The sequence below is a fragment of the Streptomyces sp. NBC_01384 genome (assembly GCF_045040035.1).
In the GTDB taxonomy this organism is placed as follows: Bacteria; Actinomycetota; Actinomycetes; order Streptomycetales; family Streptomycetaceae; genus Streptomyces.
This window is the reverse complement of the sequence record NZ_CP109559.1, coordinates 6,278,533-6,304,737: the sequence shown is the minus strand read 5'-3', so window position 1 is coordinate 6,304,737 and position 26,205 is coordinate 6,278,533. Positions and strand designations below refer to the sequence as shown.

The window sequence follows — 26,205 nt, the reverse complement described above, 5'->3', positions numbered from 1 at the left end:
ACGTTTCGCCCCTCCCGTCAACTCGCCGGATAGGGCCAGGGGTTGGCCAGACAGTGAATTCCGTCATGGTCGAGGAACTTGGTCTGCTGCTGCATGACGGGCGCGAGTTCGCCATCCTTGTCACAGGTCACATGGCCGTATCCGAGGCGGTGGCCGACCTCGTGGTTGATGAGCATCTGCCGGTAGGGGTGAATTGCGTCACCGTAGGTCTTGGAGCCCTGGGCCCAGCGGTACGCGTTGATCATCACGCGCTCGGTGGAGGCCGAGTCGCACGACACGTTGTCCTCGGTCGTGTCCAGTCCGGACTTGGCGCACCACTCGGCGGTGGTACCGGGGCTGGCCAGCGTGATCACGAAGTCGGGCTTGCCGGAGTAGATCCGTTCGAAGGTGCGGGCGCCGTTGTGGGCCCAGCTCCGTTTGTCGTTCAGCGTCTTCTGCACGGCCTGCGCGAAGAGCTCCGCATCGAGGCCGAGCCCCTGCTCGACGTCCACCCGATAGGTGTACTTCCGCCCCTTTCCGGGCGCTTTGTCGAACCCGGTGACGGCGGCGAACTTGCCCGAGCCCTTGAGTGTGGCGCCGAGCTTGTACTTCTCACCCATCTCCTGGTCGTACGTCAGCGGCGTCACGCTCGGCGTCTCGGACGGGGTCGCCCCGGTGTCGCCGGGCGAGGCGGAGGCGAGGGCGTCCAGTCCACCGCCCGCGGCGGACTGCGTCCGCGCGGTGTCGTCGTTCCGCCCGGCAACCACGTGGCCGACCACCACGACGGCGAGCACGGTGGTGACGGCGGCCGCGGCGATTCCGGCGAACGTCCGCCCCTTGGCGCCTTTGCCCTTGCCCGCCTCCTCGGCCCCCGGCAGTGGGTCCTCGACGGCCTCCGGGGTCCGGTGGGCGACAGGGGCGTGGAGATCGCCGTTTCTGCCCCTTCCCCTGCGCCTGCCCTCGCTCTCGCCGTTGCTCTCGCTCTCGTCGAAGGCATCGACGTAGGCCTGCCGGGGTCCCGGTCCGGACCCGAGCCCGGCGTCGGTCTCCTGCCGCTGCTGGGGGATACGGGGTCCGGGAGGCGCACTCTGGGGCGCACCCTGCGGCATCGTTCGAGGACCGCCGTACCCGACCCCCGCCGACTGCGGGCCGCCCCTGAACTCGCCCCAGCCACCGCCGGGTTCACGCTGCTCGGGGTGTCCCGCACGCGCCTGGGGCACACCCCGGGCAGGGGTACCGTCCGGCAATCGCGGCACACCACCGGCAGGCGTGCCGCCGGTCATACGCGGGACACCGTGCACCGGCGTCCCGTCGGGAAACCGGGGGATGCCCTGTACCGGGGTCCCGTCCGGAAGACGCGGCACACCGTGGGCCGGGGTCCCGTCCTGGAAACGCGGGTCGACGGGCGTCGGAGTCCCGCCCGTCGAGGGGCGTCGGGGCTGCGGTGGCTGCGGCCCCAGGGCGCCGCGCGCCGCACCCTGCGGCGAGGTCGCCCCAGGACCCTTGTCCTGCGCCACCCCCCGAGCCGTGCGCGGTGCGGCACCGGGTGCCGGAACCGCCGGCGTCTCCCCCGTGTCGCCCTTCCCTGCCCGCCCCCGGCGACTGTGACGTCCCACGCCCCGCCTCAGCTCCCCGCGCCGGTGGCGGCCGAGGCGGTCGACTCGTCTGTTTCCGCGAGGAGTTCGCGGAACGCCGAGGCTACCGTCTGCGGGTACTCCATCATCGCGACGTGCCCCGCGTCCGGCAGCGACAGCAGCCGGGAGTCACGGAAGGCGCGCGCCGCGCGCTGGGCCATGCGGTAGGCGACGAGCTGGTCACGGCCGCCGTAGACGAGGAGCGTCGGCGCGAGCACCCGCTCGGCCTGCCGCCACAGCCCGTGCTGGCCGCCCAGCGTGTAGGCGTTCACGAGACCGCGCGACGATCGGGCCATGGCGTCCCAGAAGTAGGGCAGGGCGAGCCGCCGCTCCATCTCCTCGACCGCGTCACGGAACCCCTCGGGCGTCACCATGCCGGGATCCCCGTAGCAGAGTGCCGTGACCCCGCGCACGCGCTGCTCGGCGCTCCAGTCCTTGGTGAGCTTGGTGAACAGCCGTGCCACACCGGGCACCGAGAGCAGCGCGGTGGGCCACGCGGTGCGCTGCGCGCGGATCTCCGGGAGCGCGGGCGAGATCAGGGTGAGCGTACGAACGAGGTCCGGGCGCACGGCCGCGACACGTGTCGAGACCGCTCCGCCGAGCGAGTTGCCGAAGAGATGCACCGGGCCGCGCTCAGCCGCGTCGAGGTATCGGATGACCGCGCGCGCGTGCCCGGTGATGGAGTAGTTCCCGTCGTCCGGCGGCGGCGAGTCGCCGAAGCCCGGCAGATCGAGGGCCTCGCTGTCCACGAGCCCGTCGAGCAACGGCATCAGCGCCGACCAGTTCTGCGAGGAACCGCCCAGGCCATGGACGTACAGGGCGGGCGGCAGTCCCTCGCGCGCGGGCTGTCTCGAGCGCACGGTCAGGGTGATCCCGGGCAGACCGACCGATCGCAGGCGCTCCCCCTCCGCGACCCGGACGGTCCCGACCCTCGGCGTGACGGTGGTGGCCAGCGCGGCGGGCAGCTCGGTCGAAGACATGCGGCAATGTTACGAGACGATCACGCAGTGGCTCATGTGTTCGGCTGTGTTGGCTGTCACAGATCGAACGCGGATCATCTAGCGCCTCGATCGGGTGTCTCCTAGGCTTCGAACGAGGGCACTCGTACGTACATCAGGAGCCGTACATCTGGAGCGCACTCGCACCGCTCGGGAAGAGGAACCATGACAGTCGACCCGACAGACCCCGAGACCTTCAACGACCGGTTCCGGGAGATCCTCGACGCGGAAGCCCCGGAGGCGGACCTCGCCGAGCAGTTCAGCGAACTGGATCCGGTGGACGACATCGACCCGGAACCCCCTGGCGACCCCCTCAACGCCAACGAGGCCGACCTCGCCGAGCAGGCCAGGGTCGTCCGGCTCAACGAGGACGACTACAGGGGATGACCACATGTGACCGGACGCCGCTGACCAGCGGTATCCGGAGCGATGTCGCGCCCTTCTCGCCGCTTTCGTCACTCTCTGTGCCGTTATCGCACGCGTCCGGTCCGTGAAATTCTGCGCTCTCACCGCGCGCAGCGGGGTTACCGAAAAGTACGATGGCGGCGCGGCGCACACCGCATGTGGACAATTTTGGGAGGCGGCGTGACAGCCATCGAGCAGACAGAGGCGGCACGCCCGCGGGGCACTCGCCTGCCGCGCCGTGCCCGACGCAACCAGCTCCTCGGCGCCGCCCAGGAAGTATTCGTTGCGCAGGGGTATCACTCGGCCGCCATGGACGACATCGCCGAGCGCGCGGGCGTCAGCAAGCCGGTTCTCTACCAGCACTTCCCGGGCAAGCTCGACCTCTACCTCGCGCTGCTGGACCAGCACTGCGAATCCCTGCTGCACGCCGTCCGGACGGCGCTCGCGTCCACCACGGACAACTCACTGCGCGTCCGCGCGACGATGGACGCCTACTTCGCGTACGTCGAGGACGACGGCGGCGCCTTCCGGCTGGTCTTCGAGTCCGACCTGACGAACGAACCCGCGGTCCGCGAGCGCGTCGACAAGGTGACGCACCAGTGCGCCGAGGCGATCTGCGAGGTCATCGCGGAGGACACCGGGCTCTCACGCGCGGAGTCGATGCTCCTCGCCTCGGGCCTGGGCGGCCTGGCCCAGGTGGTGGCCCGCTCCTGGCTGCACAGCGACCGCAGCGTGCCGCGCGACCAGGCGGTCCAGCTGCTGACCTCACTGGCCTGGCGCGGCATCGCGGGCTTCCCGTTGCACGGCACCGATCACCACTGACCACCCGTTTGTTCCCATCCGCTGTTCGCTCCTGGCGTTCTTGAGCGGAGCGTGTACCTCCCCTCACCGGGCTAATGTGTGCTGCGTACGGCGCGGACACAACGCGCACATCACTGACCGTCGGAGGGACAAAGCCGTGGAGGTCAAGATCGGCGTGCAGCACGCGCCCCGCGAGATCGTTCTGGAGAGCGGTCAGACCCCGGAAGAGGTCGAGCGCGCGGTGTCCGATGCGCTGGCCGGCAAGTCGCAGCTGCTGAGCCTCGTGGACGACCACGGCCGCAAGGTCCTGGTTCCGGCCGACCGCCTCGCGTACGTGGAGCTCGGCGAGCCCACCCAGCGCAAGGTGGGATTCAGCGCGCTGTAGTTCAGGCGAGCGGAAGCGGAAGGGGCCCGGTGACACTGTCACCGGGCCCCTTCGCATCCGTGGTCCCGTGACCACGGATGGAGCACAGAACATCCACAGAGGAGGGTTGCGTTCCGCAGGTCAGGGGTAAGACCGGCTAGGACCGATTTGCACCGGCCGTGCGGGAGGGACCCCCACCATGTTCTTGGAAGCGCTCGGCTCCACGATGCTCGGTCTGGCCCTGGCGTGGGGGGCGGCGTACCGCCTGCCGCACCGTCTGCCGAGCCGCGGCCTGGTCCTGTCGACCGGTGTCGCCGGAGCGCTGTTCGGGGCCCTCCTGACGCACACGGCGCTGGGCTCCGGCCACTTCCTGGTGATCCTGGCCGGCGCCGCGATCGTCTCCGTGGCGCTGCTGTCGCTCCTGCTGCGCCCGGCGGAAAGATTTCGCCGCCGCTCGGCGACGGCGTGACCGAACCGGGCGACGGCGAAACCCCTAGGGACCGCGGGAAACCTGGAGACCACAAGACCCCCGAAGACCACGGGGAACCCGGGGAACCCGGCAACCACAAAGCCCCCGGCGACCGCAGGGACCAGAACCACAAGGCCCCGGGAGACCCCAGGGACCAGAACCACAAAGCCCCCGGAGACCCCGGGGACCATAGGGACCACGGTGACCCCAGGGCCAAGAGGGAGCGGGTCTAGGCCGCCAGGCCCAGCGCCGCCATCCGCTTCGTGTGGGCCTCGGTGATCCGCGAGAACATCCGGCCGACCTCCGCGAGGTCGAAGCCGTCCGCCACGCCGCCCACGAGCATCGTCGACAGCGCGTCGCGGTCCGCGACCACCCGCTGCGACTGGGACAGCGCCTCGCCCATCAGCCGCCGCGCCCACAGCGCGAGCCGCCCGCCCACGCGCGGGTCCGCGTCGATGGCGGCGCGCACCTTCTCGACGGCGAAACTCGCGTGCCCGGTGTCGTCGAGCACGCTGAGCACGAGCCCGCGCGTGTCGGAGTCGAGGCGCGCCGCGACCTCCCGGTAGAAGTCACTGGCGATCGAGTCGCCGACGAACGCCTTGACCAGGCCTTCCAGCCAGTCCGAGGGAGCCGTCTGCCGGTGGAAGCCGTCGAGCGCGGCGACAAACGGCTCCATGGCCTGCGTCGGCTCCGCGCCGACCGCCCCGAGCCGGTCCCGCAGCCGCTCGAAGTGGTGGAACTCGGCCGACGCCATCTTCGCCAGCTCCGCCTTGTCACTGAGCGTCGGCGCCAGCTTGGCGTCCTCGGCGAGCCGCTCGAACGCCGCCAGCTCGCCGTACGCGAGCGCTCCCAGCAGGTCCACGACCGCGGCGCGGTACTGGGGGTCGGCGGCGGCCGTGTCCCAGTTCTGCGCGGCGACTCCGGTGGCCGCGGGAGTGGTGGCGTCGGTGGCCTTGGCGGACGTGTCAGCGGCCTGGTCGGGCTTCGCGGCATTGTCAGGAGTCGTCATGAAGCGCACAATAGCCCGCTGACCGCAACACGGAAGTCCCTGGTCAATCAGTGTGACGACGACTACGTGACGAAACCGGCCATCGCATATGCGCGATTCCGGGGTATGGTGGTAATGCGCCCGGCGAGTATTCGACGGGCCGCACGAATGAGGATGCCCGGTCGGTGGCCCGATCGGCTCCGACCCGACAGCCCTCCTCGTCCGTACGGCACTCTGCGTACGACTTCCGGAGGGACCCTCAGCGGTACGAGAGCTCGAGCGTCGGCAGTGGTCCCATGCCACTCGGCCCGCCCGTCAAGAGCGGCTGACGTCCCCGGCACGGTCCCCAGACACGACCCCCGCGCTCGCCTCGCACCGCGTACACAGAAGAGGCAGCACCCTGACTACGACTTTCCGAGAGCTCGGGATCCTTCCCGAGACGGCCGAGGCCCTTGAAGCCGTCGGCATCATCACCCCCTTCCCCATCCAGGAGATGACGCTCCCCGTCGCCCTTTCGGGCAGCGACGTCATCGGCCAGGCCAAGACCGGCACCGGCAAGACGCTGGGCTTCGGCCTCCCGCTCCTCGAGCGCGTCACCGTCCCCGCGGACATCGAAGCCGGCCGGGCCCAGCCCGAGCAGCTCACCGACGCCCCGCAGGCCCTCGTCGTCGTCCCGACGCGCGAGCTGTGCACCCAGGTGACCAACGACCTGCTGACCGCGGGCAAGGTCCGCAACGTACGCGTTCTCGCCATTTACGGCGGCCGGGCGTACGAGCCCCAGGTCGAGGCCCTCAAGAAGGGCGTCGACGTCGTCGTCGGCACCCCGGGCCGGCTGCTGGACCTCGCGGGCCAGAAGAAGCTCAACCTCAAGCACGTCAAGGCGCTCGTCCTCGACGAGGCCGACGAGATGCTCGACCTGGGCTTCCTGCCCGACGTCGAGAAGATCATGAACATGCTGCCGGCACGCCGTCAGACGATGCTGTTCTCGGCGACGATGCCCGGCGCCGTCATCGGTCTGGCCCGCCGCTACATGTCGCAGCCCACGCACATCCGCGCCACCGCGCCGGACGACGAGGGCGCGACGGTCGCGAACACCGCGCAGTTCATCTACCGCGCGCACAACATGGACAAGCCCGAACTGGTCGCGCGCATACTGCAGGCCGAGGGCCGTGGCCTGGCCATGGTCTTCTGCCGCACGAAGCGCACGGCGGCGGACCTCGCCGACCAGCTCCAGCAGCGTGGCTTCGCCTCGGGCGCGGTCCACGGCGACCTCGGCCAGGGCGCCCGCGAGCAGGCGCTGCGCGCCTTCCGCAACGGCAAGGTCGATGTCCTCGTCTGCACCGACGTCGCCGCCCGCGGCATCGACGTCGAGGGCGTCACCCACGTCATCAACTACCAGTCCCCCGAGGACGAGAAGACGTACCTGCACCGCATCGGCCGTACGGGCCGCGCGGGCGCCAAGGGCATCGCGATCACCCTCGTCGACTGGGACGACATCCCGCGCTGGCAGCTCATCAACAAGGCGCTGGATCTCGGCTTCAACAACCCGCCGGAGACGTACTCCACCTCCCCGCACCTCTTCGAGGAGCTGAACATCCCGGCCGGCACCAAGGGTGTCCTGCCGCGTTCCGAGCGCACCCGCGCCGGGCTCGCGGCCGAGGAGGTCGAGGACCTCGGCGAGACCGGCGGACGTGGTGGCCCGCGCGGCCGCGGTGGCCGTACGTCGGCGCCGGCGCCCGTTGCCGAGCGTGAACGCCCGGCGCGCACGCCGCGCCGCCGTCGTCGTACGCGCAACGGTGCACCGCTGGAGGAGACCTCCGGGTCCGCCGCTGCGGCTGCGGAGCCGATCACCGAGTCCACCTCCGCGGAGGCCACCGAGTCCCGTACGCCGCGCCGCCGCCGTCGTACGCGTGGCGGGGCAGCGGAGCAGGTCGCGGCCGTGACGCAGGTCGAGGCGTCGGCACAGACCGCTGTGGACACGGCCGAGGCGCCGGCGAAGACCGCTGTGGACACGGCCGAGGGCGTCGTCGAGGAGGCGGCCAAGCCGCGTCGTCGCCGGACCCGCAAGGCCGTGGAGACGGCGGCGACGGCCGAGGCCGTGATCGAGAGCGCCGCCACGGAGACCGTCGAGGCCGCCGAGACCCCGGCCAAACCGGTGCGTCGCCGGACCCGCAAGGCCGCCGAGGCTGTCGTCGACACGGTTGAGGCCGTGGCGGAGGCCGCCGAGGCAGCCGAGGCCCCGGCCAAGCCCGCGCGTCGCCGGACCCGTAAGACCGCCGAGACCGCGGTCACGCCCGAGGCCGTGATCGAGAGCGCCGCCACGGAGACCGTCGAGGTCGCCGAGGCCCCGGCCAAACCGGTGCGTCGCCGGACCCGCAAGGCCGCCGAGGCTGTCGTCGACACGGTCGAGGCCGTGGCGGAGGCCGCCGAGGCCGCCGAGGCCGCCGTCGTCGCCGAGACCAAGCCGCGGCGCACGCGGGCCAAGGCCACGACCGCCGCTGCCGCCGAGGCCGCTGTGGACACCGCCGAGGCCGCGGACGCCAAGCCGGTACGTCGCCGCACCCGCAAGGCCGCCGAGGCTGTCGTCGCAGCCGAGATCCCTGCCCAGGCGGCCGAGGAGGCCGAGGCTCCGGCCAAGCCCGCGCGTCGTCGCACCCGCAAGGCCGCCGAGACCGCGGAGGCCACTGTCGAGACGGCGGAGGGTGTAGCCGAGGCTCCGGCCAAGCCGCGACGGACTCGTAAGGCTGCGGTGGCGACTGCCGTCGAGGCCACGGCCGAGGTGGCCGAGGCCAAGCCGCGGCGCACGCGGGCCAAGGCCACGACCGCCGCTGCCGCCGAGGCCGCTGTGGACACCGCCGAGGCCGCGGACGCCAAGCCGGTGCGTCGTCGCACCCGCAAGGCCGTCGAGGCCGCCGAGATCCCGGCCCAGACGGTCGAGGAGCCCGAGGCCGCCAAGCCGCGTCGTCGGACCCGTAAGGTCGCGGCGGCTGCCGTGGAGCCCTCGGAGGGCTGATTCCCCGCTTGATCCTGTTGGCCCGGTCCCACCGTCTTCCCGGTGGGGCCGGGCCATCGGGGTTTTTCCCCGCCGCTGCGTCGTCCCGTCCCGAACCCCCCGTCCCGAACCCCGGGGACACCGTCGGGTTCCGCGGGGCGGTGTGCTCGTACCCTCCGCGGAACCCGGGACCCTACGGGCGACAACGCCGGCTACTGCCCGTCCCCCGGTATGTCCCATCGGGCGAGGTCCCGCAGCCAGGCCCGGGCCGTGCTGTCGGACGGCGCGCGCCAGTCGCCGCGCGGTGAGAGGGAACCGCCGGCCGACACCTTCGGGCCGTTCGGCATGGCTGAGCGCTTGAACTGCGCGAACTGGAAGAAGCGGCGGCAGAAGTACTCCAGCCAGTGCCGGATCTCCGGCAGGTCGTAGGCCGCTCGCTTGGCGGCGGGGAAGTTCGGCGGCCACACGCCGGCGTTCTCGTCGCGCCAGGCGTGCCAAGCCAGAAAGGCGATCTTCGACGGCCGGAAGCCGTGGCGCAGCACATGGAAGAGCGTGAAATCGTGCAGCGCGTACGGGCCGATTTTGGACTCGGTCGACTGCAGTTCCTCGCCCGGGACCAGCTCCGGGCTGATCTCCGTGTCCAGGATCGCGGCCAGCGTCTCGCCGGTGTCCTCGTCGAACTGGCCGCTGCCGATGACCCAGCGGATCAGGTGCTGGATGAACGTCTTCGGCACACCGGAGTTCACGTTGTAGTGGCTCATCTGGTCGCCCACGCCGTACGTGCACCAGCCCAGCGCCAGCTCGGACAGGTCACCGGTGCCGAGCACGATGCCGCCGCGCTGGTTGGCCAGCCGGAACAGGTAGTCGGTACGCAGCCCCGCCTGCACGTTCTCGAACGTGACGTCGTACACCGGCTCACCGGACGAGAACGGGTGTCCCATCTCCTGGAGCATGAGCCGCGCGGTCGGCGAGATGTCCAGCTCGGCCGCGGTGACGCCGAGCGAGCGCATCAGGTCATGGGCGTTCTTCTTCGTGTGTTCACCGGTCGCGAAGCCGGGCAGCGTGAACGCCAGGATGTCGCTGCGCGGGCGGCCCGCACGGTCCATCGCGCGGGCGGCGACGATCAGCGCGTGCGTGGAGTCGAGGCCGCCGGACACCCCGATGACGACCTTCGCGCCGCCGGTCGCCACGAGCCGCTGTTGCAGGCCCGCGACCTGGATGTTGTACGCCTCGTAGCAGTCCTGGGCGAGACGCTCGGGGTCGGCGGGCACGAACGGGAACCGCTCGACCCGGCGGCGCAGGCCGAGATCGGTCGTCGGCGCGCCGAGCCGGAACGGCACCTGCCGGAAGCCGTCGGTGCGTGCCGCGTGGGTGCGGCGGTTGTCGTCGAACGTGCCCATCCGCAGGCGCTCCTGCCGCACCAGGTCGAGGTCGACGTCGGCCACCGCGTACTGCTCGTCGAGCGGGAACCGGTCGGTCTCGGCCAGCAGGACCCCGTTCTCGTAGATCAGGGTCTGGCCGTCCCAGGACAGGTCGGTGGTCGACTCGCCGAAACCCGCCGCCGCGTAGACGTAGGCGGCCAGGCAGCGCGCGGATGCCGAGCGGCACAGCAGCTTGCGGTCCTCGGCCCGGCCGACCGTGATCGGGCTGCCCGAGAGGTTGACGAGCACGGTCGCGCCGGCCAGTGCCGCCTCGGCGCTCGGGGGCACCGGCACCCACATGTCCTCGCAGATCTCCGCGTGCAGCACCAGACCGGGGACGTCTTCGGCCGCGAAGAGCAGGTCCGCCCCGAACGGCACGTTCGCGCCGCCGATCCGGATCGTGCCGCCGCGCTCGTCCTCGCCCGTGGCAATCTGCCGCCGCTCGTAGAACTCCCGGTAGTTCGGCACGTACGACTTGGGCGCGACGCCGAGGATCCGCCCACGGTGCACGATCACCGCGCAGTTGTAGACGCGGTGGCGATGGCGCAGCGGGGCACCGACGACGAGCACCGTCAGGAGGTCGGCCGACCCGGCCACCACGGCTTCCAGCGCGGCCTCGACCTCGTCGAGCACCACGTCCTGCAGCAGGAGGTCCTCGATCGAGTAGCCGGTCAGACAGAGTTCGGGGAAGACGGCGACGGCGACGCCGTCCTGGGCCAAGCTGCGCCCTTGGCGCAGGACCGCCTCGGCGTTGGCGGGCGCGTCGGCGATGGCGGTGTGGCCGGTGCACGCGGCGATCCGCGCGAAGCCGTGCTGATAGATCGACGGGAAGTTCATCGGGACTCCGCGTCCAGCCAGGGCCGGCGCCCCGGTCCGGTCGGGTGGGTGCCCGTGACGCCCATGACCACGGAGTAGAGGCTGGTCTCCGCGGCGATGAACAGACGGTTGCGCTTGGCGCCGCCCCAGGAGATGTTGGCAACCGCCTCGGGGACGTCGAGACGCCCGATCAGGGTGCCGTCGGGGTCGTAGCAGTGCACTCCGTCGTCCATCGCGGCGACCCAGAGCCGGCCGCCGTCGTCGAAGCGGATGTTGTCGAAGCGAGCCTTCTCGCGGGCACTCGCTTCGGCGAAGATCCTGCCCTCGGACAGCGTGCCGTCATCGCGTACGTCGAAGACCCGGACGAAGCCCGCCCTGGTGTCGGAGACGAACAGGTGCCGCTCGTCGTCCGAGAAGACCAGGCCATTGGGCGCGCCGAAGCAGTCGGCGACCAGGCGCACTTCGCCGGTGGCCGGATCGATGCGGTAGACGTTGTTGGAGCCGATCTCGCTCTGCGCGCGATAGCCCTCGTAGTCGCTGGTGATGCCGAAGTCCGGGTCGGAGAACCAGATCGAACCGTCGGACTTCACGGCAGCGTCGTTCGGGCTGTTGAGGCGCTTGCCCTTCCACCGGTCCGCCAACACGGTGATGGTGCCGTCGTGTTCGGTTCGTGTCACTCGGCGGTTGCCCTGCTCGCAGGTGATCATTCGGCCCTGGCGGTCGAGGGTATTGCCGTTGGTGTACCCGGCGGAGCGGCGAAAGACGCTGACAGCGCCGGTCTCCTCCTCCCAGCGCAGCATGCGGTCGTTGGGGATGTCGCTCCAGATCACCTGCCGCCACGCGGGCAGGTAGATCGGGCCCTCGGCCCAGCGGCAGCCGGTGTACAGGACCTCCAGCCCTTCATCGCCGTTCATGCACCGCCCGGTACGGAACCGGTCGTCGAGCATCTCGTACAGCCCAGGACGCTCACCGCTCATGGGGCCCTCCCCTTCCCACAGATGACGTACGCACGGATGACGTACACGCAGCTGACATACACATAGCGTGCACCTGGCGTACACCGAACCACATATGGCCTGAGTCGAAGATTGCAAGATGAGCTATGGTCGCTGCAAGAAGATTTCGAACGGAGAGTCGTGGATCACATCGACCGTGCCCTGCTGGCGCAGCTTCAGCAGGACGCCACCCAGTCCTACGCCGCGCTGGGCCAGGCCGTCGGTCTCTCCGCCGGTGCCGCTCATGAGCGCGTACGGAAGCTGCGGGAGCGCGGCGTCATCCGACGCACCGCGACCGAGGTGGACCCGGCCGCGGTGGGCAGCGCCGTGCTGGCGTATGTGATGGTCGACTCGACCTCTTGGATGGGTGAGGCGGCGAAGGACTTCGCGGCGCTCCCCGAAATCCTGGAGGCGCACATCATCGCCGGCAGCGCTTCGGTGCTGGTGAAAGTCAGGACCGCGACCACCGGGCAACTGCAAGACGTGTTGCGCCGGATCCACGCCATCGACGGGGTGAGCGGGACGCAGGCCACGGTGGTGCTGGAGACCTTCTTCGAGCGGCCGGTCTCCCCATGGACTGCCGATCAGGCGTGATGTCGCCCGACCCGGTGATCAGGGCGACCGCACGGCTTGCGAGCGCCGGTGCCGATCCAGCGGAGCATGTCCGCCTCCCCGGGTATGTCCGCTCCCCAGGAACGGAGGGGGCGAGCAGGGGCGGCGGGGGCGAGGAACCCCCGGGGCCGCTAGCCTCGTGGCATGAGCAGGCCTCCCACCTTCGTCCCGCCCGCCGGAGTCCGCGCATACCGGCTTCCCACCGCACGCGGTGAGTTCGCTGTGCTCGACGCGGTGCCGGAGGGGCCGCTGAGGGGGACGGCGTTGTTGCTGCCGGGGTTCACCGGGAGCAAGGAGGACTTCATCGCGCTGCACGAGCCATTGGCGGCGGCGGGGTATCGGACGGTGGCCGTGGACGGCCGCGGGCAGCACGAGACCGACGGGCCGGAGCACGACGAAACGGCGTACGGGCAGGACGAGTTGGCGCGGGACGTGCTCGCGCAGGCGGCGGCCGTCGGCACCTCCGTGCACCTCGTCGGGCACTCACTCGGCGGTCAGATCGCCCGCGCCGCCGTCCTCCTCGACCCGGCCCCCTTCGTCTCGCTCACCCTCATGTCCTCGGGCCCCGCCCAGATCTCCGCCTCCCAGCAGCAGCGCGTCAAACTGCTCCGGGACGCGCTCGCCGTGATGGACATGGCCCAGGTGTGGGACGCGATCCAGGCGATGGAACCGCCGGAGGAGACCGACACCGGTGGCATCGACGCGGGGCTGGACGATCGCGCAGACCTGCGGCGCCGTTGGCTGGGCACCCGCCCCGCCCAGCTGATCGCGACGGGCCGCCAACTGTGCACCGAGCCCGACCGCGTCGCCGAACTGGCCACCGTACGCCTGCCGAAGCATGTGCTGTCCGGGGCGTACGACGACACCTGGCCGGTGCCGCTCCTGGACGACATGGCCGTACGCCTCAAGGCCCGGCGTACGGTCGTACGCGGAGCGGAGCACTCCCCGAACACGGACCAGCCCGAGCAGACGGTCCTCGCCCTCGCCAAGTTCTGGGACCACACAATCCGGTGACCGACCACACAAACCGGCAACCAGGGCGGACCGGTAACTAGTACTGCTAGTACTGACTGCCGGTACTGACTGCCAGTACTGCTGGTACTGCTAGTACTGCGCCTGCAAGTGCTCCCAGAAACCGTCCCTGAGTGCGCGGCGCAGATCCGCCTGCCCCCGCAGGGAGTACTGCAACAGCCCCTCGGCCTCGACCAGCAGATCCTGGTCGACCGAGCCAGGAAGGTAGGGGTGGCCGGGCAGCAGGTCCACCAGCGCCTCGCGCCCCCGCGCGGCCAGCCACTTCGCGGCGATCTGGGCGCCCACGAACCGCACGTCCTCGCGCGTGGGCCGGCTCGCCGCCGTGGCGTCGTAGGTCGCGGAGGTCCGCCGGGACACGTACGGCTTGAAGAAGTCGAGGTCGAACGTGCGCTGGCTGTCGACCTCCCACAGCAGTGGCTCGGCCTGGTTGCGGCCTTCGGGCGCCTCGATGCCCCAGAGGTGGACCCGCGCCCCGTACCCCTGCGCCGCCTCGACCGCCGACACCAGGTCCTCGTCACCGCCGAGCAGCGCGGCGTCGCTGATGGCGCGGTGCCGGGCGAGGGACTCCAGGTCGGAGCGGATGAGGGAATCGACGCCCTTTTGCTGGTTGTTGGCGTTGAGGTTGCCCAACCGGACCTTCACGTCCGGCAGTTCGGCGATCGACTGCTGTTCCGCGGTATGGATGCGGCGGCGGGCGCCGTCGTACCAGTAGACGCGCAACAGCCTGCTGTCGGCGAAGATGGTGCGGGCCTTGTCGATGAGCGCCTCGATGAGGCCTTCGGCGTCGAGGTCGAAGGCGCGGCGGTCCTCGGTCCCGGCGACGAGCCGTCCCGCGGCCGCGTACAGGTATCCGGCGTCGACGAAGATCGCATGGGTCGAGGGCGTCTTCGCCACCTCGGCGAGCATGCGCTGGAGCAGCTCGTTCGTGCGGTCGATGCGGGCGCCGAGCGCCGCGTGGTCGTCGTTCATCACCTCCATTGTCCCGGCGGTCACGCTGCGAACACAACTGGTCCCGTTCAGTCTCCTCAATACTTCTTACCCGTCAGTAATTAGGTTCTCGAAAAATTTCCTTAGCGTAGGGAATGTTTGTAACACGCACCCCGTTGACTATGAACGGAAGCGAGGGCACTGCCGCCTCGCGCACCACGCACGAGTAGTTCTCCTCAGGAGGATGACCAGACGAAGGGAGAAGCCCATGCGCTTCGAAATCATGCGACTCGACGATGTCGACGGCACGCCCGTGGACAGCACTGTCGTAGACGCCGCCTCCGTCAACCGGATCGTTCAGCAGGCCGCCGCCATCGGGCAGCGACTGTGGATCCGCCCGGCCGAATCGTCTGCTTCATAACAGTTCACGGCTGTCCATAACAGTTCATGGCTGTTCATGGCTGTTCATGACAGTTGACAGCTGTTCATGACTGGGCGGACGCCTTCAGACTTCAAAGCCCCGTACGGCACGATGCCGTACGGGGCTTTGCGCGTCCTCAACCGCACACGGTCAGCTCGCCCGGATCACCTGGGTGACCCCATTGATGATCTGCTGGACCGCGATCGCCGAGAGCATCATGCCCGCGAGCCGGGTCACCAGCACGACACCGCCGTCCTTGATGACGCGGATGATCAGCAGCGAGTAGCGCATGACCAGCCACAGCACGACATGGATGGCGAGGATCGCGGTCCACACGGACACCTGCGTGGCGACGGTGTCGGCCTTCTGCACCGCGAGGATCACCGACACGATCGCGCCGGGGCCGGCGAGCAGCGGCATGCCGAGCGGTACGAGGGCGACGTTGACGTCCTTGGTCTGCTTGGGCTCGTCGGTCTTGCCGGTCAGCAGGTCGAGGGCGATCAGCAGGAGCAGCAGCCCGCCCGCGATCATCAGCGCGGGCACGGACACATGCAGGTAGTCGAGGATCTGGTGGCCCAGCAGACCGAAAACGGTGATCACTCCGCCGGCCACGCAGACGGCCTGGAAGGCCATCCGCTTCTGCACCTTGGAGGGGCGTCCCGCGGTCAGCGCGAGGAAGATCGGGGTGATCCCGGGGGGATCCATGATGACAAAGAGGGTCAGGAAGAGGGAGCCGAAGACGGCGACGTCGAACATGGGTGAGGCCTTGCGAGGGTGGGGAAAGCAGCACGGCGGGTACTCCCGCTACCGCTGTGGGCAGGCGCTCCCGGAGAGGGAACGGAGGTTCCCCGAGAGGGAACGGATGGGCACGACCGGCAGCGCCGAGTGCCTGACAACAAGCCCGGAAGGAAGAACGGGCCTGGAAGGACGAACGTAGGCGTCAGGCTCCGCCTGCACCCGGCACCGGGAACGCCCCGGTCGCCCGTCGGGTGATCTCCCCGTACACCTCGGGGTCGGTGGTGAACTCTCCGAGCACGCAGGTCTTGCGGCTGCCGTGGTAGTCGCTGGACCCCGTGGCGAGCAGCCCCAGGTCGGCCGCGAGCCCCCGCAGCCGTGCGCGGGTCGCGGGCTCGTGGTCCATGTGGTCCGCCTCGATGCCGTCGAGGCCGGCGGCGGCGAGCTCGGCCATCGCGGACTCCGGCACGGTCCGGCCCCGCTTGGCGGCAGCCGGGTGCGCGAAGACGGTCACGCCGCCCGCCGCCTTGACCAGGCGGATCGCCTCGAAGGGGTCGGTCTCGTGCTTGGGGACGTAGGCCCGGCCGCCGTCGGCCAGCCAGTCCGCGGTGAAGGCGTCGGAGACGCTGTCCACGACCCCCAGCTCGACCAGCGCGGAGGCGACGTGCGGCCGTCCCACGGACCCGTCGCCCGCGATGCGCGCGACCTGTTCCCAGGTGACCGGTACCCCCAGCTCCTGGAGCTTGGCGACCATGCCCTGGGCGCGCGGCACCCGGTCGTCGCGCACCAGCTCGCGCTCGGCGAGCAGGTCGGGCTCCGCGGGGTCGAAGAGGTAGGCCAGCATGTGCATGCTGATGCCGTCGAGACGGCAGGAGAGCTCGGCGCCGGTGACGAGGGTGAGCCCCGCGGGCAGCGCGGCCACCGCCTCCGCGTATCCGCGGGTGGTGTCGTGGTCGGTCAGCGCGACGACGTCGAGACCGGCCGCGGCGGCATTGCGCACCAGCTCGGCCGGGGTGTCCGTACCGTCGGAAGCGGTGGAGTGGGCGTGCAGATCGATGCGCACTACGCGACTCCAGGCGGCATGGGAACGGACGGGACCGCTCAAGGATAACGGGATTCCAGAGCACCTCCGTCACACCCGCACCCATCGAGCACCCCCTACGCGCGCCCCGCGAGCGCCCCGCGAGCGCCCCATGAGTCGAGCGCCCCGTAAGGGGTGCGGGGCTGCCGCATCGTGCGGGGCTGCACGCACCACGCCGGACCGCCGCACCACGCCGGACCGCCGCACCACACGGGGCCGCCGCATCACGCGGGGCTGCCGCATGGGCGCGCCGAGCCCAGAACAACCCGCACCCATCCGCCGACCGCAGACACCCCGCCAAGCGTCACGGTTCCAAGATCCGTGGCGACAACGCCCCGCACGGCAACAGATCCACCTCCGCTCCCGCATCCCGCAGATCCGTCAGCACCAGCTCGTCGTACATCAGCAGCCCCGACTGCTCGGGCCACACCACCGCCCACAGCCACAGCCCGCGCGCCTCGCCCGCGAAGACGGCGCGGTCGTCGGGACTGCCGGAGACATGCCAGAGCGGGGTCGGGCGGCCGGCCGCGAGAACCTTCGCCTGGGGCGGTTTCTCGACACTCATGTACGGTCCCGGGTCGGGCCCGTCGATGCCGGCGTACCGCGATCCGAGGCCGACGCCGAGCTCCTCGGCGACGAGGATCAGCTCCCCTATGCCGCCGAGCGGTCCGGGGCCCGAGCAGGCCACGGCGGTCGCCCGCCCCCCGCTGCGGTCGTCACCGGCGAAGGCCGCACCGGTGAAGAGCCAGCCGACCGGCAGCGGCCACGGCATCCACACCGGCACCCGGGCGCGGTGCACCACCACACCGAGGGCCTCGACACTGGGCGGGATCACGGGCTGCAGCGGATGCACGGTCCCGTGCACATCGCACTGCCAGGAGTCGGCAAAGAGGCCGGGAGCCCTGACCCGGCCACCACACTTCGGGCAACTGGGTTCGCCCCTCATAGGGCCCCACGGTCCTCCCCGTCTTTCGCCGCGTCAAGGACGATCACCCGTCCGCAGCGTGCCGTCACCTGGCGAAACTAGATGCAGCTTGCATTAATTAGCCCACCTAACTCATTATGTGTATACGCCAACGATCTCTCCACACGCCGTCGAGGAGCGAACATGATCAGCAGCACGGGAGGCCCCGCCGAAGGGGACACATTCGACACCGGTGCGGGCGGCATCCTGCGCCAGCCGAAGGCCGTCTGGGCGACCGCCGGAGCATCCGTCGTCGCCTTCATGGGCATCGGGCTCGTCGACCCGATCCTGCCGTCCATCGCCAAGGGCCTGGACGCCACGCCGAGCCAGGTCTCGCTGCTCTTCACCTCCTACTTCCTGATCACCGCGGTCGCGATGCTGGTGACCGGCTTCGTCTCCAGCCGCATCGGCGGCAAGAAGACCCTGCTGCTCGGCCTCGCGCTCGTGGTGGTCTTCGCGGGGCTCGCGGGCACCTCCGGCTCGGTCGGCGAACTCGTCGGCTTCCGGGCCGGCTGGGGCCTGGGCAACGCGCTGTTCGTGTCCACCGCCCTCGCCGTCATCGTCGGCGCGGCGGCGGGAGGAAGCGCCGCGGCGATCCTGCTGTACGAGTCCGCGCTCGGCCTCGGCATGGCGTGCGGGCCGCTGCTGGGCGCACTGCTCGGCAACGCCAGCTGGCGCTACCCCTTCTTCGGCACCGCGTTCCTGATGGCGGTCGGCTTCCTGTGCGTCACGGTGTTCCTGAAGGAGCAGCCGAAGCCCGCGAAGAAGACCTCGCTGCTCGACCCGATCAAGGCGCTCGGCCACGGCGGTCTCGCCTCGGCGGCCGTGTCGGCGTTCTTCTACAACTACACGTTCTTCACCGTGCCGGCCTTCACCCCGTTCGTGCTGAACATGACCCCCTACAAGTCGGGCGCCGTGTTCTTCTGCTGGGGCGTGCTGCTCGCCGTGTTCTCGGTGATCGTGGCGCCGCGCATGCAGGCGCGGTTCGGCTCGCTCAAGGTGCTGGGCGGCTCCCTGGTGCTGCTCGCCGCCGATGTGCTCGTGCTCGGATACGGCAACCACACCGCGGCCGTCGTCTGCACGGTCCTGTCGGGCGCCTTCATCGGCGTGAACAACACCGTCTACACCGAGCTGGCACTCGGCGTGTCGGACGCGCCGCGCCCGGTGGCGAGCGCCGGCTACAACTTCGTCCGGTGGTTCGCCGCCGCGGCCGCGCCCTACTTCGCGCCGAAGATCGAGGAGTGGAGCGACATCCACATGCCGTTCGTGGTCGCCGCGATCACCGCGGTGACCGGCGCGGTGGTGGTCTTCGTACGGCGCGACGCGCTCACGCACGAGGCCGAGGAGCTCCAGCCGAAGCACGCCACCGAAGACAGTGTGACCGTGTTTGCCAACTGACTGTGTTTGTCAACTGACCGTTTTCGGTCAGGAAACTGACCCGACCTCAGACAGGTGCAAAAGGGCGGGAAAGGGGCGGGAAGGGGCGGGAAAAGGACGACTCAGTCCAGCGGAACGGACTTGCGCAGCGGATCGCGCAGGTCCGTTCCGCCGTTCAGCCAGCGCTCCTGGAGGGCCCCGGCGCCGTGCACGCGCTTCCACGCGGCCTCGTTCGGCGTCATCGGGAGCAGCGGCAGGAAACGTACGGGATCGGCGGGCTCGTCCAGCTCCAGGTCCTCGATCAGACCGCCGGACTCCGCGACCAGCACGGAGGTGAACGGCGCGCCGGGCCACAGCGGTTCACCCACGTCGAGCGAGGCGCCGGGGGCCACGATCAGCCCCTCGACCTGCGGGGACGCGGCGAGCACGGCGAGCGGGCGGAGCACCTTGTCAGTGTCGGCGTCACCCGCGCGCACCGAGAGGACCAGCTCCGCGCGCGGGCCCTTCACCGGGTCGGCGAGGACCGCCGTGGGGTCCGCCATCGGCTGGGCGGACATGCCGAGCGTGGCGTAGCGGACGATGTCGCCCTCCGTGAAGCGCAGCACTTCGATGCGGTCGGTGCCGAGGAAGGTGACCGCGGCGCGTGCGTCGGGTTCGCCCAGCGCGGAGCGCAACCGGGCCTCGACCAGAGGAAGAACATCAGCCATGACCCGAGCATAGAACTCGTCAGTAACGGGCAAAGCGGCGGCTTGACGCTTCCGGGCGCTGATAGTCTTGGCCGCTGGTCGGGGCAGCATGCAGTGGGGGCACCGCCCAGGCCCTTAAGGCACTGGGGGAGTCGCTCTCGAGCTCCGACGCACTGAGACTGACTGACTCCTCCACGGGGGGAGGCAGCTCCCCCACGGGGGATGGATCGTCCCTCACGGGGGACCGGCCGGAGGAGGTGGGGCTGCAATGGACCGAAGTCGACCGTGCAGTACCACCCGCTCTTCCGGTCGCTGAAGTTCTGTAGCTGGTTTCAGCCCTCTTCCACAGCTCCCGTAGCTCTGTCGGCTGCTTCCTCCTGCGAACGTGTGCATACGTGTCAGCGTTGTCCCGGTGCACCACGGAAGAGCGCTTCGTTTCCGCCTGATCCATCCGATCTGTCTGATCTGAATCAGTAGCGAAGCCGCCACCGCGACGGTGCGGTGCTCCCCGCTTTGTGGACGTGCCAAACATCCGCAGTCAGGACGTCCCCATTCCGGGTAGTTTCAACCGTCACAGGCGCCTCCGTTGCGAAAAGGAGCCTGCCATGTCGATGATCCGTGACCTCCGTGCCGCGGTCCGCCCCCGCCCTTCGATGCGCAAGGACAGTGGCTCGTACGACCACACCCGCGCCCCCGGGACCAACTCCGCCGTGGTCGACTGCGCGGTCTACCGCGACGGCGCCCGCGTCCAGACCCGCGAGCCGCTGACGCCCCAGGAGGCGATGCGCCTGGTGCGCCGCGACGGCGGGTTCGTGTGGATCGGCCTGCACGAGCCCACAGAGGCCGAATTCGCCGGTATCGCCGGTGAGTTCGGACTGCACCCGCTGGCCGTCGAGGACGCCGTACAGGCCCACCAGCGGCCCAAGCTGGAGCGCTACGACGACTCCCTGTTCACCGTCTTCAAGACCATCCACTACGTCGAGCACGACGAACTCACCGCCACCAGCGAGGTCGTGGAGACCGGCGAGGTCATGTGCTTCACCGGGCGGGACTTCTTCATCACCGTCCGGCACGGCGGACAGGGCTCGCTGCGGGCGCTGCGGCACCGGCTGCAGGACGACCCCGAACTGCTCGCCAAGGGCCCCTCCGCCGTGCTGCACGCCATCGCCGACCACGTCGTCGACGGGTACATCGCGGTCGCGGACGCCGTGCAGGACGACATCGACGAGGTGGAGACCGAGGTCTTCTCGCCGGGGCGCAAGGGCACCCCGCGGGGCACGGACGCCGGCCGCATCTACCAACTCAAGCGCGAGGTGCTGGAGTTCAAGCGCGCTGTCTCCCCGCTGCTGCGCCCCATGCAGTTGCTGAGCGAGCGGCCGATGCGGCTGATCGACCCGGACATCCAGAAGTACTTCCGCGACGTCGCCGACCACCTCGCCCGCGTCCAGGAGCAGGTCCTCGGCTTCGACGAGCTGCTCAACTCGATCCTCCAGGCCAACCTCGCGCAGGCGTCCGTCACGCAGAACGAGGACATGCGCAAGATCACGTCCTGGGCCGCGATCATCGCCGTACCGACGATGGTGTGCGGCGTGTACGGCATGAACTTCGACTACATGCCGGAGCTGCACTGGAAGTTCGGCTACCCGCTGGTGCTCGCCGCCACGGTCGGGATGTGTCTGTCGATCCACCGGATCCTGAAGCGCAACGGCTGGCTCTGAGCGCGTCGAGTGAGCGCCGAGTGCCCGTGGATAGGCTGGGGCCATGACGGAACAGCTGCTCGACCGGGCCCTCGTCGAGGAGGCCACGAAGAAGTCCGGGCTGATCTGGGTGCGGGGCAGCGGCGCACCGGCGCCGGGCGCCCCGGGCCCCGAGGCACCCACCCAGGCCCTGTGGCACGTGTGGCACGACGGTGCGGCCTGTCTGGTCGGCGACGGACCCGGTGAGCAGCCGCTGCCCGGGCTGGTCGACGGGGGCGACGCGGTCGTCATCGTACGCAGCAAGGACAAGGGTGGGCGGGTGGTCGCCTGGACCGCGAAGGTGGTCGAGCTCGCGCCTGCCTCCCCCGCGTGGGAGGCGGCGGTAGCCGAGCTCAAGGGCAAGCGCCTGAACGCGACCGACGGCGAGGAGATGCCGGCCCGCTGGGCCCGCGAGTGCCGGGTGCTGCGCCTGGAGCCCCAGGTCGGCACGCTGCCCCTGCCGGACGGCTCCCTGGCCGCCGTACCGTTGCCGACCTCGGCGACGACCCGCCGGCCGATCCCGGCCGCCGTACCCCGGCTCCTCTTCAAGAAGCGGGGGCGCCGCCGGTAGGGCCCCAAACGGGGTCCCGGTGGGGTCCTGGTGGGGCCCCGGCGTGACTAGGACGTCGGCAGCTGCTTGCCGTAGTCCACGGTCTCGTCCTTGGCGGGTTCCGCGAGCGCGAAGTCCTTGCCCCAGTCGCTGAGGCGCAGGGTGCCGGCGTCGCCCGCGCGGACCAGGAGCAGGGGGTAGGGGGTTCCCTTCAGGGAGACGTCCAGGGTGCCGCCCGCGCCCTTGTCGCCGGTGATGCGGATGGTGCGGACGCCGGACTGCTCGTGATGGCCGTCCGTGGCGAGCGTGCCGTGCAGCGTCAGGAGACCGTCCAGAAGGACATCCTTGTCCGTGAAGCTGATGAAACGCTTGTACGCCGGGTCGCCGCTCGGGACCTTCACGTACATGCCGTCGAGCTTGTCGGCGGCCGCGGTGTCCGCCGAGGTGGTACCGCTCTTGCCGTCCTGGTGGCTCCAGAACTCCGCGTCGGCCTTCAGGAAGAGGTGCCTGCCGACCCGGAGCAGGTGGAAGCTCGCCCCCTCCGAGGTCACCGAACCGGTGCCGCCGTCCGACTTCAGGCGCATGTCGAGCTTGTACGTGCGCCCGTTCGACACCACGGTCCCGGCGAGCCGTACCGTCTCGGCGGACGTGGCCGCCTTGCGCGTCTTCGACTGGATCTCGGCGGCGGCCAGCTTGCCCACCCCGTTCGTGCCCGCGTCCGGATCCTCACTACTGCACCCCGTCAGCCCCGCCCCCGTCACGACCAGTGCGCACATCGCGCCCACCAGTGCGGCCCTGCGGGTACGGCCCTGGGGAATTGCGGTCACAGGTGGGGCTGCCTTTCGTGTGGGTGCCCATACGAGTGTCCGTATGGACTGTCCATACGGACTGTCCATACGGATGTCCTCAACGGCGTACGGCAGCGTACCGGTGCCGCCCCCGCCCGGCGGAGCCAGTCCGTCCGGACCGCTCACCAGGGCGTATCCGACCGGGACGGGCTAGCCTGAAGCCCACCCGAGCGGACAGAGCAGGATCAAACACGCACAGGGCGCTCACAGCGAAGGAGACGCGGGCATGGCCGCTGCCACCCCCCGGATCTTCGTCTCGCACCTCGCCGGTGTCGCCGTCTTCGACCCGAACGGCGACCAGGTGGGCCGCGTGCGGGACCTGGTCGCCATGCTGCGCGTCGGCCGGCGCCCGCCCCGGCTGCTCGGGCTGGTCGTCGAACTGTCCACGCGGCGGCGCATCTTCCTGCCCATGACCCGTGTGATCGGCATCGAGTCCGGCCAGGTCATCACCACCGGCGTCCTGAACGTGCGCCGCTTCGAACAGCGGCCCACCGAGCGGCTCGTGTTCGGCGAACTGCTCGACCGGCGGGTACGGCTCGTCGAGACGGACGAGGAGGTCACCGTGCTCGACGTGTCCATCCAGCAGCGTCCGGCCCGCCGGGAGTGGGAGATCGGCCGGGTCTTCGTGCGCAAGGCCCGCAGCGGAACGTTCCGGCGCACCAAGGGCGAGACGATGACCGTCGAGTGGTCCGCCGTCACCGGGTTCTCGCTGGAGGAGCACGGACAGGGCGCCGAGAGCCTCCTCGCCACCTTCGAGCAGCTGCGCGCCGCCGACCTCGCCAACGTCCTGCACCACCTCTCCCCGAAGCGGCGCGGCGAGGTGGCCGCCGCGCTCGACGACGAGCGCCTCGCCGACGTCCTCGAGGAACTCCCCGAGGACGACCAGATCGAGATCCTCGGCAAGCTCAAGGAGGAGCGCGCCGCCGATGTCCTGGAGGCGATGGACCCGGACGACGCGGCCGACCTGCTCGCCGAGCTGCCCGAGGCGGACGTGGAGCGGCTGCTGACGCTGATGCGGCCGGACGAGGCCGCCGACGTACGACGGCTGTTGGCGTACGAGGAGCGGACCGCCGGCGGTCTGATGACGACCGAGCCCATCGTGCTGCGGCCCGACGCCACGATCGCCGACGCGCTCGCCCGGGTCCGCAACCCCGACCTGTCCCCCGCGCTCGCCGCCCAGGTGTACGTGTGCCGCCCGCCGGACGAGACGCCGACCGGCAAGTACCTGGGCACGGCGCACTTCCAGCGGCTGCTGCGCGACCCGCCCTACACGCTGGTCAGTTCGCTCCTCGACAACGACGATCTGCAGCCGCTCGCCCCGGACGCCGAGCTGCCCGTCGTCGCGGGCTTCTTCGCCACGTACGACATGGTCGCGGCGCCCGTCGTCGACGAGAGCGGCTCGCTGCTCGGCGTGGTGACCGTGGACGACGTACTGGACCACATGCTGCCGGAGGACTGGCGCGAGACGGAGTTCCACCTCGAGGAGCCCGGGGCGTCCGAGGCGTCCGAGGCCGAGGCCGAGGCGTCCCAGGCGTCCGAAGAGGGGGAGCCTCATGGCCCCTGAGCGCGAGACCCGCGAGCGGGCCGCCACCGGGGCGACCGCCACCACCCGGCCCCGCACCCGCCTCGACCAGCCGAAGCCGCCTCACCTCAGGCTGCTGCCCGAGTGGGACCCGGAGGCCTTCGGGCGGCTGTCGGAGCGGATCGCCCGGTTCCTGGGTACCTGGCGATTCATCGTCTGGATGACGGTCGTCATCATCCTGTGGGTGGTGTGGAACGTCAGCGCCCCGCGCGACCTGCGCTTCGACAACTACCCGTTCATCTTCCTCACCCTGATGCTGTCGCTGCAGGCCTCCTACGCCGCCCCGCTGATCCTGCTCGCCCAGAACCGCCAGTCCGACCGCGACCGGGTCAACCTCGAACAGGACCGCCAGCAGAACGAGCGGTCGATCGCGGACACCGAGTACCTCACCCGCGAGATCGCCTCCCTGCGCATGGGCCTCGGCGAGGTGGCCACCCGCGACTGGATCCGCTCCGAACTTCAGGACCTGGCCAGGGACCTGGAGGAACAGCACGTCGACGGCCATGTCGTATTCCCGGCAGAACGGTCGCCCGGACGTGACGTAGACGACCGCTGACGGGGCTTTCCGGGCCCCCTGCCGGGCGCCGTACCATCGTGGTTATGGCTACGGAAGACGCGGTGCGCGAAGCACTGGCGACGGTGAACGACCCCGAGATCCAGCGACCCATCACCGAGCTGGGGATGGTCAAATCGGTGGAGATCGGTGCGGATGGTGCGGTCGCGGTCACCGTGTATCTGACCGTCTCCGGCTGTCCCATGCGCGAGACCATCACGAAGAACGTGACGGAGGCGGTCTCGAAGGTCGAGGGCGTCACGCGCGTAGACGTGACCCTGGACGTGATGAGCGACGAGCAGCGCCGGGAGCTGGCGAGCGCGCTGCGCGGCGGCCAGGCCGAGCGCGAGGTCCCCTTCGCCAAGCCTGGCTCGCTCACGCGCGTGTACGCGGTCGCCTCCGGCAAGGGTGGTGTCGGCAAGTCCTCGGTGACGGTGAACCTGGCGGCGGCGATGGCGGCCGACGGTCTCAAGGTCGGTGTCGTCGACGCGGACATCTACGGCCACTCGGTGCCCCGCATGCTCGGCGCCGACGGCCGTCCGACCCAGGTCGAGAACATGATCATGCCGCCGTCCGCGCACGGTGTGAAGGTCATCTCCATCGGCATGTTCACCCCGGGCAACGCGCCGGTCGTCTGGCGCGGCCCGATGCTCCACCGCGCCCTCCAGCAGTTCCTGGCGGACGTCTTCTGGGGAGACCTGGACGTCCTCCTCCTGGACCTCCCGCCGGGCACGGGCGACATCGCGATCTCCGTGGCCCAGCTGGTCCCGAACGCGGAGATCCTGGTGGTGACGACCCCCCAGCAGGCCGCCGCGGAGGTCGCCGAGCGCGCGGGCTCCATCGCCGTCCAGACCCACCAGAAGATCGTCGGCGTGGTCGAGAACATGTCCGGCCTGCCCTGCCCGCACTGCGGCGAGATGGTCGACGTCTTCGGCACGGGCGGCGGTCAGACCGTCGCCGACGGCCTGACCCGCACCACCGGCGCCACGGTCCCGGTCCTCGGCTCCATCCCGATCGACGTCCGCCTCCGCGAGGGCGGCGACGAGGGCAAGCCGGTCGTCCTCACGGACCCGGAATCCCCCGCGGGCGCCGCCCTGCGCTCCATCGCGGGCAAGCTCGGCGGCCGCCAGCGAGGCCTGTCGGGCATGTCCCTGGGCATCACCCCGAGGAACAAGTTCTGAGCGGGAGCGCCCCGAAAGGGGCGCAGTCCCCGCCCCGCCCGTCCGAGGGCATCGACTA

Annotated in this window: 25 protein-coding genes; 14 read left to right on the top strand and 11 right to left on the bottom strand. The window is 70.4% G+C overall.

Going from position 1 to position 26,205, the window contains the following annotated elements:
- Positions 1-17 precede the first annotated feature (17 nt).
- Both OG747_RS28980 and OG747_RS28975 read right to left on the bottom strand, forming a co-directional pair.
- The gene (locus tag OG747_RS28980) at positions 18-1,595 is read right to left on the bottom strand and encodes a DUF3152 domain-containing protein (protein ID WP_405882320.1); all 1,578 of its coding nucleotides are present in this window, start codon (positions 1,593-1,595) and stop codon (positions 18-20) included.
- Positions 1,596-1,603: 8 nt separating this feature from the next.
- Positions 1,604-2,593 (bottom strand): alpha/beta fold hydrolase, encoded by a 990-nt coding sequence (locus tag OG747_RS28975; RefSeq protein ID WP_405882319.1) that lies wholly within the window; start codon positions 2,591-2,593, stop codon positions 1,604-1,606.
- Between the two features lie 183 nt (positions 2,594-2,776).
- On the opposite strand from OG747_RS28975, the gene OG747_RS28970 reads away from it, so the two are divergent.
- The 4 genes from OG747_RS28970 to OG747_RS28955 all read left to right on the top strand — a co-directional run bounded on the left by OG747_RS28970 (position 2,777) and on the right by OG747_RS28955 (position 4,650).
- On the top strand, positions 2,777-2,998 hold the full coding sequence (locus OG747_RS28970; RefSeq protein ID WP_405882318.1) for a hypothetical protein: 222 nt from the start codon (positions 2,777-2,779) through the stop codon (positions 2,996-2,998).
- Between the two features lie 198 nt (positions 2,999-3,196).
- Positions 3,197-3,838 carry a TetR/AcrR family transcriptional regulator gene (locus OG747_RS28965; RefSeq protein ID WP_405882317.1) on the top strand — a complete coding sequence of 214 codons (642 nt, stop codon included), beginning with the start codon at positions 3,197-3,199 and terminating at the stop codon, positions 3,836-3,838.
- Between the two features lie 136 nt (positions 3,839-3,974).
- Positions 3,975-4,202, top strand: a complete 228-nt coding sequence (locus OG747_RS28960) for a DUF3107 domain-containing protein (protein WP_365443291.1) — start codon at positions 3,975-3,977, stop codon at positions 4,200-4,202.
- Positions 4,203-4,380: 178 nt separating this feature from the next.
- Positions 4,381-4,650, top strand: a complete 270-nt coding sequence (locus OG747_RS28955; protein WP_405882316.1) for a hypothetical protein — start codon at positions 4,381-4,383, stop codon at positions 4,648-4,650.
- 229 nt (positions 4,651-4,879) lie between these two features.
- Here OG747_RS28955 and OG747_RS28950 read toward each other — a convergent pair whose 3' ends face one another.
- The gene (locus OG747_RS28950) at positions 4,880-5,668 is read right to left on the bottom strand and encodes a ferritin-like fold-containing protein (protein ID WP_405882315.1); all 789 of its coding nucleotides are present in this window, start codon (positions 5,666-5,668) and stop codon (positions 4,880-4,882) included.
- A 463-nt stretch (positions 5,669-6,131) separates the two neighbouring features.
- Here OG747_RS28950 and OG747_RS28945 point away from each other — a divergent pair, with 463 nt between their 5' ends.
- Positions 6,132-8,651 carry a DEAD/DEAH box helicase gene (locus tag OG747_RS28945; protein WP_405882314.1) on the top strand — a complete coding sequence of 840 codons (2,520 nt, stop codon included), beginning with the start codon at positions 6,132-6,134 and terminating at the stop codon, positions 8,649-8,651.
- A 191-nt stretch (positions 8,652-8,842) separates the two neighbouring features.
- On the opposite strand, the gene OG747_RS28940 is transcribed toward OG747_RS28945, so the two are convergent.
- Together OG747_RS28940 and OG747_RS28935 are read right to left on the bottom strand one after the other, a co-directional pair.
- Positions 8,843-10,888, bottom strand: a complete 2,046-nt coding sequence (locus tag OG747_RS28940) for an NAD(+) synthase (protein ID WP_405882313.1) — start codon at positions 10,886-10,888, stop codon at positions 8,843-8,845.
- Positions 10,885-11,844: an SMP-30/gluconolactonase/LRE family protein gene (locus OG747_RS28935; protein WP_405882312.1), complete on the bottom strand. Its 960-nt coding sequence runs from the start codon at positions 11,842-11,844 to the stop codon at positions 10,885-10,887. Before OG747_RS28935 ends, OG747_RS28940 begins: the two co-directional genes overlap by 4 nt.
- Positions 11,845-12,003: 159 nt before the next feature.
- On the opposite strand from OG747_RS28935, the gene OG747_RS28930 reads away from it, so the two are divergent.
- A complete protein-coding gene (locus OG747_RS28930) occupies positions 12,004-12,456 on the top strand; it encodes an Lrp/AsnC family transcriptional regulator (RefSeq protein WP_405882311.1) in 453 nt (150 codons plus the stop codon).
- Positions 12,457-12,618: 162 nt separating this feature from the next.
- The gene (locus tag OG747_RS28925) at positions 12,619-13,488 is read left to right on the top strand and encodes an alpha/beta fold hydrolase (RefSeq protein ID WP_405882310.1); all 870 of its coding nucleotides are present in this window, start codon (positions 12,619-12,621) and stop codon (positions 13,486-13,488) included.
- Positions 13,489-13,578: 90 nt separating this feature from the next.
- On the opposite strand, the gene OG747_RS28920 is transcribed toward OG747_RS28925, so the two are convergent.
- Positions 13,579-14,475: an NYN domain-containing protein gene (locus OG747_RS28920; protein WP_405882309.1), complete on the bottom strand. Its 897-nt coding sequence runs from the start codon at positions 14,473-14,475 to the stop codon at positions 13,579-13,581.
- A gap of 226 nt (positions 14,476-14,701) precedes the next feature.
- Here OG747_RS28920 and OG747_RS28915 point away from each other — a divergent pair, with 226 nt between their 5' ends.
- On the top strand, positions 14,702-14,854 hold the full coding sequence (locus OG747_RS28915) for a hypothetical protein (protein ID WP_095936476.1): 153 nt from the start codon (positions 14,702-14,704) through the stop codon (positions 14,852-14,854).
- Between the two features lie 150 nt (positions 14,855-15,004).
- Here OG747_RS28915 and OG747_RS28910 read toward each other — a convergent pair whose 3' ends face one another.
- From OG747_RS28910 to OG747_RS28900, 3 genes are all read right to left on the bottom strand, one after another.
- The gene (locus OG747_RS28910) at positions 15,005-15,610 is read right to left on the bottom strand and encodes a MarC family protein (RefSeq protein ID WP_405882308.1); all 606 of its coding nucleotides are present in this window, start codon (positions 15,608-15,610) and stop codon (positions 15,005-15,007) included.
- A gap of 184 nt (positions 15,611-15,794) precedes the next feature.
- Positions 15,795-16,652 (bottom strand): PHP domain-containing protein, encoded by an 858-nt coding sequence (locus OG747_RS28905; protein WP_405882307.1) that lies wholly within the window; start codon positions 16,650-16,652, stop codon positions 15,795-15,797.
- Positions 16,653-16,974: 322 nt separating this feature from the next.
- Positions 16,975-17,616: a DUF6758 family protein gene (locus OG747_RS28900; protein WP_405882306.1), complete on the bottom strand. Its 642-nt coding sequence runs from the start codon at positions 17,614-17,616 to the stop codon at positions 16,975-16,977.
- 162 nt (positions 17,617-17,778) lie between these two features.
- Between OG747_RS28900 and OG747_RS28895 the strand changes: the two genes are divergently transcribed.
- Positions 17,779-19,032, top strand: coding sequence for an MFS transporter (locus OG747_RS28895; RefSeq protein ID WP_405882305.1), 1,254 nt, complete (start codon positions 17,779-17,781; stop codon positions 19,030-19,032).
- 101 nt (positions 19,033-19,133) lie between these two features.
- Here the strand turns inward: OG747_RS28895 and OG747_RS28890 are convergent, their stop codons facing one another.
- Positions 19,134-19,718 carry a suppressor of fused domain protein gene (locus tag OG747_RS28890; protein WP_405882304.1) on the bottom strand — a complete coding sequence of 195 codons (585 nt, stop codon included), beginning with the start codon at positions 19,716-19,718 and terminating at the stop codon, positions 19,134-19,136.
- A gap of 584 nt (positions 19,719-20,302) precedes the next feature.
- On the opposite strand from OG747_RS28890, the gene OG747_RS28885 reads away from it, so the two are divergent.
- Both OG747_RS28885 and OG747_RS28880 read left to right on the top strand, forming a co-directional pair.
- Positions 20,303-21,415 carry a magnesium and cobalt transport protein CorA gene (locus tag OG747_RS28885; RefSeq protein WP_405882303.1) on the top strand — a complete coding sequence of 371 codons (1,113 nt, stop codon included), beginning with the start codon at positions 20,303-20,305 and terminating at the stop codon, positions 21,413-21,415.
- 43 nt (positions 21,416-21,458) lie between these two features.
- Complete coding sequence (locus tag OG747_RS28880) at positions 21,459-22,004, top strand: hypothetical protein (RefSeq protein ID WP_405882302.1); 546 nt, start codon at positions 21,459-21,461, stop codon at positions 22,002-22,004.
- Positions 22,005-22,051: 47 nt separating this feature from the next.
- On the opposite strand, the gene OG747_RS28875 is transcribed toward OG747_RS28880, so the two are convergent.
- Positions 22,052-22,810: a hypothetical protein gene (locus OG747_RS28875; RefSeq protein WP_405882301.1), complete on the bottom strand. Its 759-nt coding sequence runs from the start codon at positions 22,808-22,810 to the stop codon at positions 22,052-22,054.
- A gap of 247 nt (positions 22,811-23,057) precedes the next feature.
- Here OG747_RS28875 and OG747_RS28870 point away from each other — a divergent pair, with 247 nt between their 5' ends.
- Genes OG747_RS28870 through OG747_RS28860 form a run of 3 tightly spaced genes read left to right on the top strand, consistent with a single transcriptional unit; the run spans position 23,058 to position 26,147 of the window.
- Positions 23,058-24,395 (top strand): magnesium transporter MgtE N-terminal domain-containing protein, encoded by a 1,338-nt coding sequence (locus OG747_RS28870; protein WP_405882300.1) that lies wholly within the window; start codon positions 23,058-23,060, stop codon positions 24,393-24,395.
- Positions 24,385-24,969 (top strand): DUF1003 domain-containing protein, encoded by a 585-nt coding sequence (locus OG747_RS28865; RefSeq protein ID WP_405882299.1) that lies wholly within the window; start codon positions 24,385-24,387, stop codon positions 24,967-24,969. Before OG747_RS28870 ends, OG747_RS28865 begins: the two co-directional genes overlap by 11 nt.
- Positions 24,970-25,013: 44 nt before the next feature.
- Positions 25,014-26,147, top strand: coding sequence for an Mrp/NBP35 family ATP-binding protein (locus OG747_RS28860; RefSeq protein WP_405882298.1), 1,134 nt, complete (start codon positions 25,014-25,016; stop codon positions 26,145-26,147).
- Positions 26,148-26,205: the final 58 nt, after the last annotated feature.